Here is a 20,797-nt window from a genome sequence, read left to right as displayed (position 1 = left end):
TTGATTAGCTCATAAAATACTAATTTGTGTTATCTCTAACACTTGTTTTGAACCAACAATTTAATGTTGCGTTCGGAATTAACGTTGACATATTGCAATTCAGTTTTCAATGTTCATTTCTTCAATCACAAGAATTAATTTTACTCGCTTTGACTCAGAAAGTCAAGAACTTTTAAAAATTATTTTTCGTTGTGTTTTTCATTTCGTTTTTGTGTTTGTCGTTTTGTTTCGTCCGACAAGATAATACTATACACGCTTAATTTACTTTTAACAACGGTAAAATTTACACTATAACTCCGTGGTTTCATTACGTTTTCATCAAAAAGCAAACCTCCTTATACATATATTTGTTAAAGTACGGTTTTAGACAATTTAAAGATTGTAACACTACACTTATCATAGATTTACTGCTCAATAACCATACTTTGATTTCTTTTACATTTTTTTAATTTTATTTACAAAAAAATAAAGCTATCTGTTTAAGATAGCTTTATCGCTTACTTCATATTGTATTTTAACCATATTACATCTCTGTTCTGCCCATGATAGCCTTAGATAATGTAACTTCATCAGCATATTCTAAATCGCCACCAACAGACAAACCTTGAGCTAATCTAGTGACAGTAATTCCAATAGGTTTTACTAATCTAGATATATACATCGCTGTCGATTCACCTTCTAAATTAGGGTTCATCGCTAATATAAGTTCTTTAACTTCTTCATCTTTGAGTCGGTTAATCAAACTAGGGATATTGATGTCTTCTGGTCCAATACCATCCATCGGCGAAATAGATCCATGCAAGACATGATATAAACCTTTATATTCTCTCATCTTTTCCATTGCAATAACATCTTTATCATCTTCGACTACACAAATAACCGAGCGATCTCGTTGTTTATCCTGACATATATAGCAAGGATCCTGTTCTGTAATATGCCCACACTCACTACAATAAGTAAGTTCTCGTTTCACATCTACTAATGCCTTAGCAAATTGTACAACGTCATCTTCTTTCATATCTAATACATGAAACGCCAGACGTTGAGCTGTTTTTGGCCCAATGCCTGGCAGTTTCATGAAACTGTCAATTAGTTTCGAAATTGGTTCAGGATAGTGCATATGATCACATTCCAGGGATGTTTAAGCCTTGCGTATGCTTACCTAAACGTTCTTGTGTAAGTTCATCAGCTTTATTCATTGCTTCATTCGTTGCAGCAATTACTAAGTCTTGTAACATTTCAATATCATCAGGGTCTACCGCTTCTTCTTTAATTTCCACGTCAAGCACCTCTTTATGACCAGAAACTGTTACAGTAACCATACCGCCACCAGCTGTACCTTGTACTTTTTCTTCTTTAAGCTTTTCTTGCTCTTCGCCCATTTTCTTTTGCATTTTTTGCATTTGTTTCATCATTTGTTGCATATTTCCGCCACCGCGCATAAATATATCCTCCTTAAAACTTATATATTATATTGAATATCATTCATCTTTCGTTTCATTATACATGCCTTTTTAATCATTGTCATGTATCACTCTTCATCTATGATATTTACCGTACTTTCACCAAATAGGTCTTTCGCTTTCTGAACTACGTCTACTTCTTCAGGTTCTGTTGTATCCGTACCATTGTTATGTGTATCTTCTGATGTACCTTGCTTCCTATTTTGAAGGTATTCTGATCTCACACGCATCCACTGGTCTGCAGGTACGCCAACCACTTTAACGGTTTTATCTATAATATTACAAACAACATTTTCGATATTTTCACGTTTTTCATCGTCTTTATTCACGATTTCACAATGAATTTCTTCTTCTAATTTAATTAGTACATGTGTTTCACTTGCAGCCACCGGTTCAGAATTTTGTAAAAGACTGACCAATGACTTCATATCATTACTTTTAGCATGATCAACCACTTCTTGCCAGTGATCTTTAAGCTGCTTGATATCATCTTTATTAGCTTTATCTAATACTTTAGCAATTTGCTGCATAGAAAATGCATTTTTAGACTGACTACTTTTAGTTGTAGAACGTTTTGATTGTTGTGGTTGCGCACTCGTTGTTACACCATTCGCTTTAAGTGTTTTTAATTCACTTTCTAATTGTTCCATTCTTTGCAGTAACACATCATTGTTTGGTTCTGTTGCTACACTTGTAGTCGTTAATGTTTGAACACTTTCTGGTTTTTCTTTTATCATTTCTGCGATTTTTACTAACAAGACTTCAAAATGCACACTTTGGTTTACGCTAAATCTAATAGAAACGAGTGTATCATTAATGATATCAATCATTTTGTAAAGTACTTCTAAATCAAAATGCATCAGCGCATCATATTCAGTTTCTTCATTAGATGTCTTATTCATGATTGTATCTCTGACAAAGTAGATCATATCGTTAATCAAACGATTTACTTCTTTACCTTGTGAGATGAATTGATGATACGTAGAGAAGGCGTTTCTCACATCACCTTCTACAACTTCCTTAAATAATTCATTTAAAGCTTTCGCATCTACACTACCAGTAACATTCAATGCATCTTCTAACGTTAAATGTTCATCTCCAAAAGCAATTGCTTGGTCCATGATACTCAATGCATCACGCATACCACCTTCGGATGCTTTGGCGATAAAGTTTAATGCCGCTTCATCATATTCAACGGCTTGCGATTCCGCTACAAACTTTAATCTTTCCACAATTTCTTCCTGGCTTATCGCTTTAAAATCAAATCTTTGAGCTCTTGATATTATTGTCGGAGGTATTTTATGTGGTTCTGTCGTTGCTAAGATAAATATAGCGTGTGCTGGTGGTTCTTCCAATGTTTTAAGCAATGCATTGAAAGCACCTGTAGTTAGCATATGCACTTCATCAATAATATAAACTTTAAACTTTGATTCGCTCGGCGCATATTTTACTTTATCTCTAATATTTCTAATCTCATCTACACCATTATTACTCGCAGCGTCAATTTCAATCACATCTGAGTTAGTCCCTCGTGTAATCCCTTTACAAATTGCGCATTCATTACACGGTTCGCCATCTGAACGTTCAAGACAGTTAATTGCTTTCGCAAACACTTTCGCAATACTTGTCTTACCTGTCCCTCTTGGACCACTGAAAATGTATGCATGGGATTGTTTCTCTTTTGAAATTGCATTGCGTAGTGTTTTAGTTACATGTTCTTGACCTACAACATCTTCGAAACTCTGCGGTCGGAACATTCTATATAAAGCTTGATAATTCACTTTCGCACCTCCAATTGCATTCACAAACTATTATAGCATTGAACTTCGTACTTTGAATATCAATTAAAAGCTTCTGAGTACACGACATCACCTTGAGGCTGTTCTAATAGTTGATCCCACAGGAATTTTACCATGAAATATTCTGAAGGCACGTCAAATGGACATGTTATGTCATAATCTGCTGCTGGTTCGTATCCAAACTGATTATAATATTTTGGGTCACCTAGCACTATAATGGTTGTATAGTCTTGTGTTTTCGCACGTTCTTCTACAGCTTGTATCAACGCCTTACCCAAGCCTTTATTTCTATATTCCGGCAATACTGATAGTGGGGCTAATGCCAGAACAGTATATCGCTTCGTTCCATTAATGACTGTTATTTCAGATAGCATAATGTGACCGACCACATCACCGTCATTATTTTTAGCTACCACTTCAAGCTCATAATTATACTCAGGTGCGTTCCTCAGTTTAGCTACCAAATTTTGTTCATCATGATTCGACTCTGTAACATCTGCAAATGCTGCTTCGATTGCTTTCAAGCTTGTGTCATAATCATTTTCAGTTAGCGTACTTAAATATATTTGCATTGGTTTCCCCCCAAACGTTCAGTTCAAGACTTTAATGTCATAACATCGATTTCCAACAAGTTTTAAGACGGTTCCAATATGCCATCAAAGTATTGTTTATATTTTAATATAAAAAAAGAGTGACCGCTATCAAAAGATAAGTCACTCTTTATATATGTATATGATTTCATTAGTTTTAAAAATTAAAACCGTGCACCTTCGCTTCGAATGCGTATCACAAACGTTACCAAAGTCGACAGCTAAATCTCGGCAACCCTACGGCACATACGATGATCCACTTAATGCTGCTTCCGTCAGGACCTGACATGATTCATGGGTTCATATTGCATAGGACCGAGATCTTCAGACACTACGTGCTTTGGGCAGACTTCACAAAAACGCACCCTTAGCAAAGGAATTAAGTCTCGCATAAAGCGGATTTCGAGTACAGGGAACCGCTACCTCCCCACCTAGCACGGCAAGATATATCATACTATAATCTCATATTAGAATGCAAGTATTACCTTTTGCATGGCTAGTAAAACCTTTAAAAATCCTTCACACATCAGTCTTATCATTGTACATTTATAGTTTATGACGTCTAGAAAAATCATTGAATTTAAATTCGGTCGCTAAATGTTTAGAAATATTATACTGAAATATCGTAGTGTCTTTTAAATGAACAATGCCACGTACCGTCGCTGTATAGGCTGGATTGATTTCACCAAACACTTCATACTCCATCTCTCCAAACGGTTCAAATGTTATGGATTTGTTTGAATAACTAATTTCCAACCCTAATGTTTCCTCAATGTATTGATATAAAGAGTTTGTAGCAATTTCCGCTGTAACATTCGGCACAATTTCTTCTATTAGATAGTCTTCATCAATGATTTTTACTCTATCATCTATTTTTCTAGTACGTACCACATGACATAAGACAGTATTCATACTAATATTTAAAGCTTCTTTGACTCTCGGAACATCGCCCGCAGTAATGCTTTCGATCATCTTCACTTCTGTGTCATGCTGTAAACCTAGTCCGCGTTGCACTTCTCTAAAACTGGTTAAGTCAGCAAAAGGAAATTCTGTTACACCTTGATAAATAACAATAGAACCTTTCCCTCGAATCTTTTGTATCATGCCTTCTCTAACGAGTAAATTTAGCGCTTTACGTACAGTTTCACGTGATGCCTGATAAGATTCTACCAATTCATGTTCCGATGGCAATTGAGCACCATACGATATACGTGATTCAATAATATCTTTCCGCAATGTTTCATATATCGTAATAAATTTCTTCTGTGTCATCGTTTCGCTCACTGCCTTTTATAGATTAATGTGCAACTACTATGACGCCAAATCCATCAATCTTTCCATCTATCAACTGGCCATATTGCACTATGACTTCGCCATCTAACTTTAATCCTTCTGGTATTTCTATGCGTTCTTTTGAAAAGTTTGCAAGCACTATCCAAGTTTCACCTTTATAATGACGTTTATATATAAACAATTCATTGTGATCCATGTATAGTGGTTCAATACTTCCATAAGTAATAATGTCATGCTCATGGCGTAATTGAATTAAATGTCGATATGTCTGAAGTATGGATTGTTCATCTTCAACAGCTGCTTCAACGTTTATTTTATCAAAATTATTAGGGATATCAATCCATGTTGTACCTGAAGTGAAACCAGCATGTTCACCTGCTGTCCATTGAACAGGCGTTCTAGAATTATCACGTGATTTTTGTCCAAGAATAGTTAAAATTTCTTGCTCCTCATATCCTGCTGCTTTCATTTTGTCATAAGCATTTAAAGATTCAACATCACGATACTGTTTAATGTCATTAAAGCCTGGATCTGTCATACCAATTTCTTCGCCTTGGTAAATATATGGCGTCCCTTGCAACATATGCAGTACAGTCGCTAGCATCTTAGCACTTTGTTTACGTAGTGGTTCAGATGTGTCATCACCAAAACGCGTAACGACACGAGGCTGATCGTGATTACACCAAAATATCGCGTTCCAACCGCCACCTTCATAAATACCAAGTTGCCACTCCATTAGAATGTCTTTCAACTTATGAAAATCTAATTTAGCATTCGACCATTTTTCTCCGTCTACATAATCTACTTTAAGATGATGAAAATTAAACACACTACTTAATTCTTGTCGTTCAGGCGAAGTATATTTCACACAATGATCTATGGTTGTCGAAGACATTTCGCCAACAGTCATTAATTGTTTATCACCAAATGTTTGCTGATTCATTTCGTGTAAATAGTCATGAACACGTGGACCATCTGTATAGAATTCTTTGCCGATTTTTTCGGAGTTTTTAAATTCACCTTTTGAAATGAGGTTAATGACATCGAATCGAAAACCATCTATTCCAAAATCAATCCAGTGATTAATGATGTCGTATAGCACACGTCTGACTTCAAGATTATCCCAGTTCAAATCTGCTTGTGTCACATCAAATAAATGTAAATAATATTCATCCGTTTTTTCATCATATTTCCAGGCATTTCCACCAAATTTGGATTCCCAATTCGTAGGTGGTTCTTCATTTGCCGATCTTCTAAAGAAATAATAATCTCTATAAGGACTATTTTTATCAGCATATGCTTGCTTAAACCATTCATGCTCTGTTGACGTATGGTTGATCACGATGTCCATCATAACCTTGATATCTCTTTTATGCGCTTCAGCCACTAGCATTTCTAAATCTTCAATTGTCCCAAACTTCTCATTCACTTTATAATAGTTGCTAATATCATAACCATTATCATTCATAGGCGATTCATATACCGGTGTTAGCCAAATATAGTCCACACCGAGATATTGTATATAATCTAATTTTTCAATAATTCCTTGTAAGTCACCTTCACCACTACCTGTCGTATCATTAAATGACTTCGGATAAATTTGATAAACGACTGATTTTCTCCAATCATTTTGTTGCATATTATTGCCACCTCTACTTTTAATATTTTAAAAAAGAAACCCGCTAAGTAATTTTAGCGAGTTTAATTGTACTTCTCTGTCGTTGACGCCTATTCTTCAACCATTTCTTTCGCTTCTTCTTTACTAAATCTTGATAGGAATACTGTTAATATGGCAGGAACTACAAATGCTATAGCTGTCACTACTAAATATACTCCCCAGTATTCACTTTTTATTGAAATAAATGCTGGAAGACCACCAACACCAACACTACCTAGCACACGCGTCGCACCTAATACTGCACCTAAGATACAAGAAGTTGAAATCGCGGCGATAAATGGATATTTCAGTGGTAAATTCACCCCAAATAGTGCAGGTTCTGTGACACCTAAGAAACCTGAAACGCCTGAAGTCATTGCTAAACCTTGTTCTTTGACCATTTTACGTCTTCTATAAACGAACCAAGCACCAAATGCTGCAGAACCTTGGCAGATATTAGAAATTGCAAGAATTGGCCACAGATATGTGCCACCAAGCTGACTACCCATTAATTGGAAATCAACTGCTAAGAACATATGGTGTAAACCAGTAATAACTAATGGTGCATAGAACAAACCATAGATGGCACCACCTAACCAACCAGCATGTTCAAACACAAATGTTACGCCATTTGTGATGCCAGTACCTAGCCATAACGCAACAGGACCAATAACAATAAATGCTAAGAACCCTGTAATCAATAGTGCTACAGGTCCAACGACCAACATTTTAATTGAATCATGCACAAATTTATTTAAGAATTTTTCAATCTGCGCTAATACATATGCAGCAAGCAAGATCGGTAATACCTGTCCTTGATAGTTTAATTGCTTAATTTCTAAACCAAGTATATCCCAGGTTGGAATATGACCTTTTGCTATATCGTACTGTGATACAAGCTGTGGATTCATTAAAATCAAGCCTAAAACCAAACCGAGAATTTGACTCCCACCAAACACACGCATACTACTCCAACCGATTAACGCGGGTAAGAATATGAACGCTGTACTTGCAATGACATTAATAATATTCGAAATATCACCTAGCTGCGGAAATTGTTCTACCAGTGGCTTTGGACCAAATAACCCTTCCATCGTCAGTAAGTTATTAATCCCCATCAGTAAACCAGCAGTTACGATTGCAGGTAAAATCGGTATAAAGATATCTCCCAATAACTTAATCAACCTTTGAATCGGATTTCCTTTCTTCGCCGCTGCCGCTTTTGCATCATCCTTAGATGCTTCACTGACACCTATTTCTTGGATGAATTGCTTGTAAACTTCATCTACTGTGCCAGGTCCAATAACGATTTGGTATTGGTTGTCTGCTTTAAATTGTCCTTTCACTAAATCATTATTGCTCAATCTATCTTTATCTACTTTATCATCATCTTTCAAGACCAGTCTTAGACGTGTCACACAATGTGTTGCTGTGTCCAAGTTGTCTTTGCCCCCAATAGCTTCGACGATATCTTGTACATCTTTCTTTTTAACAGCCATGATGATTCACTCCCTTATAATTAAACTTTAGATATTACTAGAAGTATAACTTGTCTATACAAGTTTTGTAAAGGTTTTCATAAAAGGGTGTTTTGCTCGTCGACTACAGGGCTACAATCCAAATATTTAAAACCAAAACCACCTATAACAATGAGTTGGCGTTATTAGGGGGGCTCAAATTATAGATGGTTACGTCATAATCATGTACTTCTTTGATAAATTTACGGAAATGACCTTACATCTTTTTTTCTATATAAAAGTACTTAGCCTAACTTAAATTTCGAATATGTAGAAAAGCGCATTAAAAAAGCAAGCATCCAAATTTTTCATTGAATACTTGCTTTATCTATATCATTAGTCTTGGTATTTTAAATATAATGGCGGAGGAAGAGGGATTCGAACCCCCGCGGGCCGTTAAGCCCCTGTTGGTTTTCAAGACCAATCCCTTCAGCCGGACTTGGGTATTCCTCCAAACACAATATTTATAATATTATAGCCCATGACAAAAGTCAATTAAAATCATTACCTTATACTAATGTTTTTTCTTTTAAATATTCATCCACTGCATTTGCGACAGCTCTTCCTTCTTGAATAGCCCATACCACAAGACTTTGACCTCTTCTAGCATCTCCAGCAGCAAAAATGTTCGGTTGATTGGTTCTAAAATCTTTGTTGTCAGCTACAATTTTGTTTCTTTCTGTTTGAATATTAAAAGCATGCGGTACTGTTGTTTCTGTACCTATGAAACCAATCGATAACAATACTAGATCTGCAGGCCAATGGCGTTCTGTTCCATCTACGACCACCATGCCTTCGTCTGTTTCTTCCAGAATTTGAGTATAAACACCTTTCACATTACCAATACGGTCAACATCATAACGCATCGTTTGCACACCATAAGCACGCGGCTCAAATCCAAAGCGCTGTTCATATTCTTTATGCGCGTAATCCATTTTGAATACTGGCATTGCTAATGGCCAATAGGTATTTTCATCAAATTCAATCGCTTCAGGTTGTTTCGTATACTTATTAAATTGGACGATAGACTTACAGTTTTCACGAAGTGCTGTTGCAACACAATCGGCTCCCGTGTCTCCCGCTCCAATAACGACCACATTTTTACCTTCTGCAGAAATCGTTGGTTCCTTGATTTCACCATTCAAATACTGACCTTGCTCCGTCAAATAATCCATCGCAAAATGTATGCCGAATCCCATACGCCCTTCTAATGGTAAATCTCTCGCATTTTGAGATCCTGTACATAAGATGATTGCGTCATGTTTCTCTTCTAATGCTTCTCTACTCACGTCGACACCAATCTCTGTATCTGTTTCAAATCGGATGCCCGAAGCTTCCATAATAGATATTCTACGACGCACGACATCTTTATCTAATTTCATATTAGGTATGCCATACATCAGTAGACCGCCCGCTTCATGCGCACGTTCATATACCGTTACATGATAACCTAATTTATTAAGTTCTTCTGCTGCCGTTAATCCTGCTGGGCCACTACCAACGATGGCTACAGACTCATCTTTACGTTGTTCTGGCACAATTGGTTTAACCCAACCGTTTTCATATGCTTCATCAATAATCGTTCTTTCAATACCTTTAATAGCTACTGATTCACGATTTATTTTCATAACACATGATTGTTCACATGGCGCTGGGCATACTCTACCTGTAAATTCTGGAAAATTATTCGTTTCACTTAATCGCTCATATGCCGTCTTAAAATCTTGTCTATAAACTAAATCATTCCATTCAGGTATATAGTTACCAATAGGACAACCAATCGTTTCTCTGCCAAATGGTTCACCTGTCTGACAAAATGGCGTACCACAATCCATACAACGTGCACCTTGTTGTGCAGCTTCGTCTTTTGTAAACCTTTGCTGGAATGCGTCATGATTTTTCAAACGATCAACTAAAGATAATTCGTGTAATTGTTGTTTGTCATAATTCATAAATCCTTTAAATTCACCCATGACAATCCCTCCTTTACGATTTAATATACGGCTGTTTTTTGTTGTTCTGACATTAAGTGCGTACGCTTATCATTAAAGGCATTTAATAAAGCTTCATCCAAAGCATCCGTCTGTTGTTTTTGCAAATCTATCTTTTGCATCATTAATTTATAATCTTTTGGTATCACTTTTACTACCTTATCTGCAATATGATTAAAATCTGCTAATATCTCTTTCGCTTTAGTACTGTCGGTATATTTAACGTGTGCTTCTAACATATCTTTGACGACGTTGCGTTCTTCATCTACTGTTATCGCATCAAAGTCTAAACTCTCAAGTTGATTCTGCGCTTTAAATTGCGCTACATCAGATGGAAAAACATAACTAACGCCACCACTCATACCTTGACCAAAGTTTTTACCTACGTCTCCTAATATAATGATTCTGCCTCCAGTCATGTATTCAAGACCGTGATCTCCGATACCTTCCACGACGGCTTGGACACCACTATTACGAATACAGAAACGCTCGCCAGCTTTACCATTAATAAAAGCTTTACCGTGAGATGCGCCATAAAAACAAACATTACCTACGATAATTTCATTTTCACGTTGTTGATTAGGTGCTTTAACAATTACTTTTCCGCCCGATAAGCCTTTTCCAACATAGTCATTAGCATCACCTGTATGATGAATTGTCAGTCCGCTTGGTGTATACGCAGCTAAACTTTGACCTGCATGACCCGTCGTTTGTGCATATATCGTATCTTCACTCAATCCTTCTGCTCCATGCGCTCTTGTAATCATACTGCCAGTAATAACACCCACATCACGCTGTTCATTGTTTAAGCGATATTGACCTTCGAATGATTGGCCAGATCTTATCGCTGTTTGTGCATCAGGATACAATTCAGTTAAGTCAAATCCTATATCTAAATGATGATTTTGTTCAATCTTCTTATATCTATCTCCATCATGTTGATACAATAATGCTTCAACATTCATAGATGCAGCTTTAGGTTGACGCGTTGCAAGATTGGTTTTACGCGTTAACAAATCCGTTCTACCTACTAATTCATCCACTGTTCTCAATCCTAGTTCCGCAAGAATCTCTCTCAATTCTTCAGCAACAAAATGCATGAAATTCACAACATGATCCGCTCTACCATTAAATAGTGCGCGTAGGTCTTTATTTTGTGTTGCAATACCAACCGGACATGTATCTTTATGACAAACACGCATCATGATGCATCCTAAAACAACCAATGGTGCAGTCGCAAAGCCAAATTCTTCAGCGCCTAACGCACAAGCGTAGGCTACGTCTTTGCCGGTGAGTAACTTACCATCTGTTTCTACCTTCACACGTGATCTCAAGTTATTCATCATCAATGTTTGATGCGTTTCAGCTAATCCAATCTCCCATGGCACGCCTGCATGTTGAATACTCGTCTTCGGTGATGCCCCTGTACCACCATCGTAACCACTAATAACAATTTTATCGGCATAGGCTTTTGCTACGCCCGCTGCAATGGTACCAACACCTGTTTTAGATACGAGCTTAACTGTTATATTGGCATCTTTATTGGCATTTTTTAAATCGTGTATTAACTGTGCTAAGTCTTCTATCGAATAAATATCATGATGCGGCGGTGGTGATATCAAGCCAATACCTGGTGTTGAGCCCCTTACTTCAGCTATCCATGGATATACTTTGGTTCCTGGTAATTGTCCGCCTTCCCCTGGTTTAGCGCCTTGCGCAACTTTAATTTGTATTTCTTTTGCGTGTTGCAAGTAGTCACTTGTCACACCAAAACGACCGGATGCCACTTGTTTAATCGCACTTGAACGATTACGTCCTTCTTCATCAACTATAAAGCGCTCTGGATTTTCTCCGCCTTCACCGCTATTGCTTTTACCACCCATTTGATTCATTGCTTCTGCTAATGTTTGGTGGGCTTCTTCAGAAATAGAACCATAGCTCATTGCACCTGTATTAAAACGTTGAACAATTGCACTTGCAGGTTCTACTTCACTGATATCGATTGGTGTTTGCGATGATTTAAATGTCATCAAGTGACGAATATGATCCGTACGCTTATGGTTAACTTCGTTTGAAAATGCTTTGAATTTTTCATAATCATTCAATCGACACGCATGTTGCAATAAATGAATAGATGTAGGGTTAAAAGCATGGCGTTGACCTTGCTTACGCCATTGGAATGTACTCCCCGATTCAATGTACTCACTTTTTGGTGTCTGTCTAGATTTATTCTCTTTATCAATCATCTCAAGTGATATGCCAGATAATTTTGTTTGCGTTCCAGTGAAATATCTTTCAACAACCTCATCTGATAATCCAACTGCTTCAAAGATTTGTGCCCCTTGATAACTTTGAACTGTTGAAATACCCATTTTAGCCATTACTTTAATTACACCTTCAGACAATGTATCTGTATAAGTTTGAACATTTTCAGAAGTATCCCCTTCTAAACGTTCATTTTGCACTAATTCTTCAATTGTTCGTTGCGCTAAATATGGCACAACCGCATTAGCACCATAACCTAGCAAACAAGCAATGTGATGAACCTCTCTTGATTCGCCAGACAAAGCAACAATACTTGTTCGCATACGCAATCCTTCTTTGATCAACAATTGGTGAACATGGCTAACAGCTAATAATATCGGCATCGCGTAACCTTTTTCTGAAACTAAAACACTATCATCGAGAACTAAAATTTCTTCTCCACGTTTTACTGCTTGAATAGCTTTATTACCAAGTACATCTAGCGCGTCTTCTAAATCATCATGATATACCGTTGATAAACGCGCGACATTAAATCGGCTTTCTTCAATGACATTTAACTGTGCTTCCGTCATGACAGGGCGTTTTAATTGAATACGATTTAACGCATCTTCACTCGGTTGTAACAAATTCCCCTCGCTACCTAAATAAGACAACTCACTCGTAACAATCTTTTCACGATAAGCATCAATAGGAGGATTAGTAACTTGTGCAAATAATTGTTTGAAATAATTAAAGAGTGATTCATCCTGTTCATTTAATGCTGCTATCGGCACATCATAACCCATCGCACCAATAGGATCTTTCTTACTTTCAACCAATTCTGTAAGATATTTATCTATTTCTTCTTTGGTATAGACAAATTGTTTTTGCATACGTGTTAATGTTGCTTCATTCCAAGAAGATGGTTGATAAGACACATGCTCTAAATTCAAATCAACTTTAAATTGACTCAACCAACTCTCATATGGATGTTCATCTGCAATACGTGCTTTTAATTCATTATTTTCAACCACTTTATGTGCATTAAAATCAACTAATAGTAATTTTCCTGGGTTTAATTGGCCTTTAAATGCAACATTGTCTTCTGGTACATCTACTACACCTACTTCTGATGAAAAGACAATATAATTATCTTTAGTAATGGTATAGCGACCTGGTCTCAAACCATTTCTATCTGTTAGCGCACCAATCTTATCGCCGTTACAGAATGAAATCATTGTCGGTCCATCCCATGGTTCCATCAAATAACTATAGAATTCATAAAACGCACGTACATTAGCGTTGTTTGCTTTATTGTATAACCAAGGTTCTGGAATCATCAGCATTGCCGCTCGCTCTGGTTCCATAGCTAAAGATAAAAATTCTAATGCATTATCAACAATTGCAGAATCACTACCATCTTCATCTACAATATCTTTGACTTTATCCTTATCTTCACCAAAAATGGTAGCTATAAGCTCATTCTGTCTTGCACGCATCCAGTTTACATTACCTTTAATTGTATTAATTTCACCGTTATGCATTAACAATCGATTAGGATGTGCACGTTTCCAACTCGGGAAAGTATTTGTACTAAAACGAGAATGAACCAGACCTAGTTTTGACACGAAATCTTCATGATTCAAATCTTCATATAATGCGTTAATTTGATCCGAGCGCAACCAACCTTTATATACAATTGTTCTATGCGATAAACTCGTGAAATACAAATCCAATTGTTGTTGATTTGCATAATTTTCAATTTGTTTTCTCGCTAAAAATAATGTGCGCTCTATATGTGAAGTATCATTTAACGCAACAAATACTTGCTGAATATACGGCATTGTTTCTGCTACATGTGCTGCAATCGCGTTAATATCTACAGGCACTTCTCTATAGCCAAGCACAGTTAGACCTTCCGCTTCAAAATGCGCGTTAAACTGCGCTTCATGTTGAGAACCTTTAATTTTTTCGTTTGTAAAAAACATACCTACTGCATATTGACCTTCTTCAGGTATATCAAAATCAAGGTGTCGTGAAAAATATGCATATGGTACTTCGGTCATGATGCCTGCACCATCACCTGTGACACCATCTGCACCTATACCACCACGATGATCTAATCTACGTAACATTTCTAATGATTTTTCCACGATATCATGACTTCTTTTATTATCCATATTGGCGTAAAATCCTATACCACAAGCGTCATGTTCCTCGCGACTATCATATAACCCCAATTTCTCTTTATACTCGACCATGATCTTCACCTCTTTTACGAAAATTCTGAAAATTAAATAAGTAAGTAAACTATATAGCAGTTGATTAATCTGTTCAATATATAAAATAGATGATATCATTCTAATTATTAGAACAATTGTTGAAAAGAGGGTTATACATGGAAATTAAACAATTGAAATATTTTATAGAAGTTGCAAAAAGAGAACATTTATCAGAAGCAGCATTAGAATTAAATATTGCACAATCAGCAATCAGTCGCCAAATTGCTCATCTTGAAAATGAACTCCAAGTTACCTTATTCAAAAGAGAAGGTCGAAATATTTATTTAACAGATGAAGGAAGACAGTTTTTCTCTGAAGCAACCAAAATTATCGACCAACTTGATGAAACAATCCGTTTGTTCCACAATCAATCAGAGTCAAACCACTTCATTATACGAATCGGCTATGTTGAATGTTATATTTCTCAAGTACTCACTTTATTGATACAAGCATTTGAAAATAACAGTGATTCTATTATTGAACCTATTCTAATGAAAGAAAGCGAAATATTAAACGCTCTCATTACAAACCAAATCGATATCGCCTTTATGGATTTAACACAAAAAATCAAACAAAATACATCATTAAAAATAAATCCGTTATTTGAAGAAAATTTTCATATCTACGTCCCTAAAGATGATCCAATTACCATGGCAACGAACCCACCTTTAATACAATTTTCAAACAAATCGATTTATGAACTCTATGCTTTACCACCACACATCAAACAAACATTAGCCAATGTCGTAGAAACGCCTATTCGCACAGTAACTAGTACACAGTTAGCTCAATACTTATTAAATAAAGGTCGAGGCTATATCATCGCACCATCTTATCAACTCTTAGATAAAAATCCCCAAAAATGGATAGATATCTCATTAGAACACACAGAGTTAAAACGGACCATATGTAGCATCATTCGTCGTGATAATAGAAAAAATGATATTCAACTCATGTTATCTACGATTGACCAGTTACTAAGTCGTAGCGCCACATATCATTAAATACTTTTTCATAAATCTTTGAGTTAAGTTCTCGATGCGCGTATAATCGCATTGTCTATAAAGAGAGGACTGAATATATTTTGAAGTTTGTTAAAACATTATTAACACGCCCCTTCAATTGGGTTGTACTTACCTTTTGCATTATTTTTGTTGGATTATTCATATTCACTTTTTTTAATGCTAAATTCTATGACACACCGATTGGGCAAATTACACAAATAAACAATACTCAATCAACACAAGTGTCAGATGAACATCACAACAAAGATACTAAGCATAAAGAAACATTACATATTCATATTTTAAATGGTAAATTCGAAGGTAAAACAACTACAATCACACATGAATATACCGAGTCACAAGCAGACAGTGAAGCATTTTCAAAAAATGATAAAGTCTTATTGCACGTTGACAAAAATCTCAGCACCGCCTATATAACGGAAAAGAAACGCGATAGTTTAGTCGTTGCGATAACTGGTATATTTTTATTAACCGTGTTACTAGTAGGTAAAAAAATAGGTTTACAATCGATTCTATCTCTTGCGCTCAATACATGTATTGTATTATTAGCGATTTATATTCATAATCAATCGCCAAATATCAGTCTGTTCGGCCTAATGAGCATCGGCATCTTCATTTCTACGACATTAACGCTAGTCCTCGTCACAGGCTGGCAATGGCGGACACTCATCACCATTATCAGCACTTTACTTGGCACATTCTTATGCGTAGGTATTACGCAATGCATCATTCAAATAACTGATGGCTCTGGTTTAAAATTCGAAACTATGAGTTTTCTAACCTTGCCACCAAAGGAAGTATTCTTAGCTTCTGTCATGATTGGTTCACTAGGCGCTGTCATGGATGTTGCTATTACAATTGCCAGTGGTATGGCTGAAATTCTACGTCGTACACCTGATATCAGTATGAGACGTTGGGCACTTGCAGGACGTAACATCGGACAAGACATTATGGGAACAATGACAAATATATTACTATTTTCATATTTATCCGGAAGTTTGCCTATGCTCCTAATTTACTTAAAAAATGCAAACACCATTACGTATACAATTTCTATGAATTGGTCATTGGAAATTTCCCGGGCAATCACGGGTGGTATTGGCATTGTCTTAACAATTCCCATCACCATTCTATTGATGCAAGTTTGGTTTAAATTGCGAGGTGTTAAATCATGAGTGCGATAACATTATTAGGTCTCATATTATTTATATTAATGTCGATCTTTGGTGGGAAAAAGGGATTGATTTCTTATCTGACACTGTTTTTAAATTTTGTCATTTTATTTATTTCAATTATACTCATCATATTCGGTGTACCTATTTATCTAGTTACACTTATATTCTGCATTGTTATTGCAGCCTGTAATTTGTTTGTACTAAATAGCTATAATACAAAAACAAAAGCTGCATTTTACGCTACAATCGTTACGACAGTCATATTAATCGCAGCTATATATTTATCCGTTTCAATCGGACATTTACAAGGGTTTACAACCGAACAACAGGACGAAACTTATATCTTTTCTATGAATATCGGTATAGATATGGTGAAATTTATGGTATTTACCATCGTACTTGCTGTGATCGCCGCTGTTATTGATTTAGCTATTACAATCAGTTCTCCAATGTATGAATTAAGCGAAACAAATCCTAATTTAACACAAAAAGAATTATTTCATTCAGGTATGCGGGTCGGTCGTGAAATATTAGCAACATCAGCCAATACGATATATCTCGCTTATTTCGGTGGTCAATTGACATTGTTTTTCTGGTTTTTCAAGCTTAACTATTCCTTTGGGCACATTATAAATTCTAAAATTTTCGCACAAGAATTCATTTCTATTATTCTTGGCGGTATCGCAGTTGCTATAAGCATCCCAATTACTGCATGGTTAACAGCATTATTAATCAAAAATCAAAAAGCACCAGACACCCATCGTTAATTTTAAGGACAGCGTATCCAAAGTTCTTCTTTGTATTGTTTCAAAGCATCATCCTACCTCATATTATGTTGCACTGTGGATGTAATCATAGACGTCATAAATTGTATGTTCAGTGCTGCCATCTCATAACTAACTAAAAACCAGTCTGAAACATCAACGATTGTTTCAGACTGGTTTTTTATATTTATTTACGTCTATTTAATTTATTTAATTCGCCACTAAAATAAGCGCGCTCCCCATGTACAACATAATCCAAGCCTTGTGCCTCTTCTTCTGTATCTGTCCCTAGTTCACTAAATTGGGCAATCACTTTCGCAATAATAAAAGTCATGATCCCACTAAATACAATGGTAATAGCTACAGCTATCAACTGATTGATTACGGGCATCATACCTCCGCCTAATAAAAGCCCATTTACCACATCGCCATTAATATGATGTGACTGAAATACACCAGTTAAAAGTGCACCGACCACACCCCCTACACCGTGTATGCCAAATGCATCTAAAGCATCATTATAATGTAATTTCCCTTTAATGTAATTAATGACGAAGTAACAACACACACCGCCTATAAGCGCAATCACCACAGCACTCATATATCCTACGAAACCGGCAGCCGGTGTAATAGCAACTAATCCTGCAAGCATGCCCGACAACATACCTATCAAACTCGTCGTTTTCTTCATGCAATACTCTATCATTGACCAACCTAAGGCACCTGCACTCGCTGCGAGCACCGTATTCACAAATGAAATCATCGCTATTTTATTAAACGACAATGCGCTCCCTACATTAAATCCATACCACCCAATCCAAACGAAAATTGCGCCAATAAGTGTAATAATAAGGTTATGTGGCGGTCTTTTATCAAAGTTTTTCCCTGCACCAATCATAATTGCTAAGACCAAACCAGATATACCAGACGTTATATGCACAACTGTTCCACCTGCATAATCAATCGCACCTAATTGATCAATCCAACCTCCACCCCATACCCAATGTGCAACAGGACTGTATACACAGATAACCCATAAAAACACAAAAATTAAATAAGGTATAAACTTCATTTTTTCAGCTATTGATCCTGATAAAATTGAAACTGCAATGGTACAGAACATCAACTGAAATAGCATAAACAGCGCTAAAGGTATATGCGGTGAAATTGCTGATTGTGTACTAAAACCAACATGAGCTAAACCTATATATGTAAAATCTCCAAAAAATGAATTCCCAGATCCAAAACTAAAGCTAAATCCAAATAACATCCATGCAAACGTTACTATAACAATTGCCGACATACTTTGCATGACTGTATTCAATACGTTTTTAGATTGAACCAATCCCCCATAAAACAAACTTAACCCCGGTGTCATTAACCACACTAGTAACGTACAAAGAAACAAAAATAATGTATCATTCATATTCATAGCACTCACTCCTTTATACCGGAGCATAAACCCATTCCATATAAATAGCAAAAATGCGTCAGGAAAAATAACACTTTATGTTACCTTTTCTAACGCATTCCATATCATAACTATTTAATTGTCCGCCTTAAAATATAAACAGATCGACCTTCTAAAGTAGATGTTCCCGCATTTTCATAATTGGCCTGTTTATACAATGCTTGTGCTACGATATTGTCATTATTAACAGTGAGATAAATTTCATCTATATCTGGAAATTGTTTACTCAAGTAGGCTGGTAATGCATCCATGACTTTTTTGGCGTAACCTTTCCCACGTTGGTTTTTATCAATGCTAAATGACCTAAAAAATATTGCGGCTTTATTTGTAGTATATGGCGCCACGCCTTGCCCCTCATGTAAAGTAAAAAAGCCAACACATTGTTGCTTATGGTTATAAATGAGCGTAGGATGCCTTTCGCTATCATCCGCAGCGAGTTTGATATTTTCAACAGGTGTTTTAGTAAATTGACGATCAGAAATGTCTAACGCTATATGTTTCACATCACTTATCAATTTCTCAGTATAGGGAACAAGCTCAACGAAAGGTATCTCTCGTTCTATATTTTCAAAATGTTGCCGTTCTTCTATCCATGTAATAACAGCAGGCGCAATTTTATGTTCATCCTTTTTATCTATCCATTGTAAATCAGTGATTTCTTGACTTGGTACCAAGGTAGACCAATCTATATCTGCCGTCGTATAAAAACAATTGAGTTCTGTTTTCATATTTTTTTGTGGGTAGGCTTCGCCAACAACGGTATGCATATAAATTAAAGATGACTCAGGTATATCTAATTGTAGTTCTTCATTTAATTCTCTTTGTAACGCTTGTTTATACGTCTCTCCTATATCAATCTTGCCGCCTGGAAAATAATACTTTTCTCTATTCCTTGACTGAACAAGCAATAATTTCTCTTGTTCTTCAATTACTAAACACACACATTTAATCATTACTCAACACCCCACAGCATCAATTTCCGTTCCATACTAACTTTATATTAATGAATCAAACTGGTTTTATACTATCAACGCTTATGTTATCATATTTTATTATCCATACACATCAAATTTCAGACAATCTTAATTGAATGTATATTAATGGTATAATACGAAACAAGATAACTATTTTCAAAAATGGAGGCTTTACGATAAATGGCTAAAAAAACTAAAATAAATCGCATTTCCAACACACTTAATTTTGTAGGCATTGCTGTAGAAGGCTTTAATTGGTATGCCTATCAATCAAGAAATAAAAAATTAATTTACGCAAGCATTGCCATAACTAGTGTTGGGGCTGTATTAGACTTTTATACAGCTTTAAAATCACCACGTAAATTCGCAAAAGTATTTTCAACTTTCACACTTGCGAGCACACTATTTTCAACAGTAAAACGTTTAAAATCTGTTCGTAAAGGTGAAGTAAGTATCTAGTCACCAACAAACCAACCCAAGTTCTATTTAAAAAAACTCGAATCACAATATGGACATCCATACCATGATTCGAGTCTTTTTTTTAATTTATTA

General features: G+C 36.0%; 15 protein-coding genes, 1 tRNA gene and 1 other RNA gene. 4 read left to right on the top strand and 13 right to left on the bottom strand.

All coding sequences use genetic code 11. From position 1 onward, the window contains the following. Positions 1–523: 523 nt before the first annotated feature. From recR to gltB, 11 genes are all read right to left on the bottom strand, one after another. On the bottom strand, positions 524–1,120 hold the full coding sequence (gene recR / locus ACP7BT_RS12455) for a recombination mediator RecR (protein WP_002484223.1): 597 nt from the start codon (positions 1,118–1,120) through the stop codon (positions 524–526). A gap of 4 nt (positions 1,121–1,124) precedes the next feature. Then, a complete protein-coding gene (locus ACP7BT_RS12450; protein ID WP_002484224.1) occupies positions 1,125–1,442 on the bottom strand; it encodes a YbaB/EbfC family nucleoid-associated protein in 318 nt (105 codons plus the stop codon). 89 nt (positions 1,443–1,531) lie between these two features. Next, positions 1,532–3,244: a DNA polymerase III subunit gamma/tau gene (gene dnaX, locus ACP7BT_RS12445; protein WP_041079867.1), complete on the bottom strand. Its 1,713-nt coding sequence runs from the start codon at positions 3,242–3,244 to the stop codon at positions 1,532–1,534. Between the two features lie 59 nt (positions 3,245–3,303). Next, complete coding sequence (locus ACP7BT_RS12440) at positions 3,304–3,834, bottom strand: GNAT family N-acetyltransferase (protein ID WP_002484226.1); 531 nt, start codon at positions 3,832–3,834, stop codon at positions 3,304–3,306. Between the two features lie 188 nt (positions 3,835–4,022). Then, positions 4,023–4,292, bottom strand: an RNA gene (ffs, locus tag ACP7BT_RS12435) — signal recognition particle sRNA large type. A gap of 106 nt (positions 4,293–4,398) precedes the next feature. After that, the gene (gene treR, locus ACP7BT_RS12430) at positions 4,399–5,124 is read right to left on the bottom strand and encodes a trehalose operon repressor (protein ID WP_011303885.1); all 726 of its coding nucleotides are present in this window, start codon (positions 5,122–5,124) and stop codon (positions 4,399–4,401) included. 25 nt (positions 5,125–5,149) lie between these two features. After that, the gene (gene treC / locus ACP7BT_RS12425; protein ID WP_041079866.1) at positions 5,150–6,784 is read right to left on the bottom strand and encodes an alpha,alpha-phosphotrehalase; all 1,635 of its coding nucleotides are present in this window, start codon (positions 6,782–6,784) and stop codon (positions 5,150–5,152) included. A gap of 89 nt (positions 6,785–6,873) precedes the next feature. After that, positions 6,874–8,301 carry a PTS system trehalose-specific EIIBC component gene (gene treP / locus ACP7BT_RS12420; RefSeq protein WP_041079865.1) on the bottom strand — a complete coding sequence of 476 codons (1,428 nt, stop codon included), beginning with the start codon at positions 8,299–8,301 and terminating at the stop codon, positions 6,874–6,876. Positions 8,302–8,679: 378 nt separating this feature from the next. Next, positions 8,680–8,772, bottom strand: a tRNA-Ser gene (locus ACP7BT_RS12415). A 56-nt stretch (positions 8,773–8,828) separates the two neighbouring features. Then, positions 8,829–10,292 carry a glutamate synthase subunit beta gene (locus ACP7BT_RS12410; RefSeq protein WP_002484230.1) on the bottom strand — a complete coding sequence of 488 codons (1,464 nt, stop codon included), beginning with the start codon at positions 10,290–10,292 and terminating at the stop codon, positions 8,829–8,831. A gap of 20 nt (positions 10,293–10,312) precedes the next feature. Then, positions 10,313–14,815 carry a glutamate synthase large subunit gene (gene gltB / locus ACP7BT_RS12405; RefSeq protein WP_075339920.1) on the bottom strand — a complete coding sequence of 1,501 codons (4,503 nt, stop codon included), beginning with the start codon at positions 14,813–14,815 and terminating at the stop codon, positions 10,313–10,315. A gap of 137 nt (positions 14,816–14,952) precedes the next feature. Here gltB and gltC point away from each other — a divergent pair, with 137 nt between their 5' ends. From gltC to ACP7BT_RS12390, 3 genes are all read left to right on the top strand, one after another. Then, the gene (gltC, locus tag ACP7BT_RS12400; RefSeq protein ID WP_002484233.1) at positions 14,953–15,840 is read left to right on the top strand and encodes a glutamate biosynthesis transcriptional regulator GltC; all 888 of its coding nucleotides are present in this window, start codon (positions 14,953–14,955) and stop codon (positions 15,838–15,840) included. 80 nt (positions 15,841–15,920) lie between these two features. Continuing rightward, positions 15,921–17,036 (top strand): YibE/F family protein, encoded by a 1,116-nt coding sequence (locus tag ACP7BT_RS12395; RefSeq protein WP_041079863.1) that lies wholly within the window; start codon positions 15,921–15,923, stop codon positions 17,034–17,036. Further along, entirely contained in the window at positions 17,033–17,803 is a 771-nt protein-coding gene (locus tag ACP7BT_RS12390) for a YibE/F family protein (protein WP_041079862.1), read from the top strand. Before ACP7BT_RS12395 ends, ACP7BT_RS12390 begins: the two co-directional genes overlap by 4 nt. 184 nt (positions 17,804–17,987) lie before the next feature. Here the strand turns inward: ACP7BT_RS12390 and ACP7BT_RS12385 are convergent, their stop codons facing one another. Both ACP7BT_RS12385 and ACP7BT_RS12380 read right to left on the bottom strand, forming a co-directional pair. Beyond that, positions 17,988–19,232 (bottom strand): ammonium transporter, encoded by a 1,245-nt coding sequence (locus ACP7BT_RS12385; RefSeq protein ID WP_011303890.1) that lies wholly within the window; start codon positions 19,230–19,232, stop codon positions 17,988–17,990. Positions 19,233–19,342: 110 nt separating this feature from the next. Next, entirely contained in the window at positions 19,343–20,224 is an 882-nt protein-coding gene (locus ACP7BT_RS12380; RefSeq protein WP_041079861.1) for a GNAT family N-acetyltransferase, read from the bottom strand. Between the two features lie 201 nt (positions 20,225–20,425). Between ACP7BT_RS12380 and ACP7BT_RS12375 the strand changes: the two genes are divergently transcribed. After that, positions 20,426–20,704 (top strand): hypothetical protein, encoded by a 279-nt coding sequence (locus ACP7BT_RS12375; protein WP_002484239.1) that lies wholly within the window; start codon positions 20,426–20,428, stop codon positions 20,702–20,704. Positions 20,705–20,797: the final 93 nt, after the last annotated feature.

This window comes from Staphylococcus sp. Y174-1 (assembly GCF_049897865.1).
GTDB lineage: Bacteria > Bacillota > Bacilli > Staphylococcales > Staphylococcaceae > Staphylococcus > Staphylococcus saprophyticus.
The sequence above is the reverse complement of the archived record's forward strand: the minus strand, read 5'-3'. Positions and strand labels throughout refer to the sequence as shown.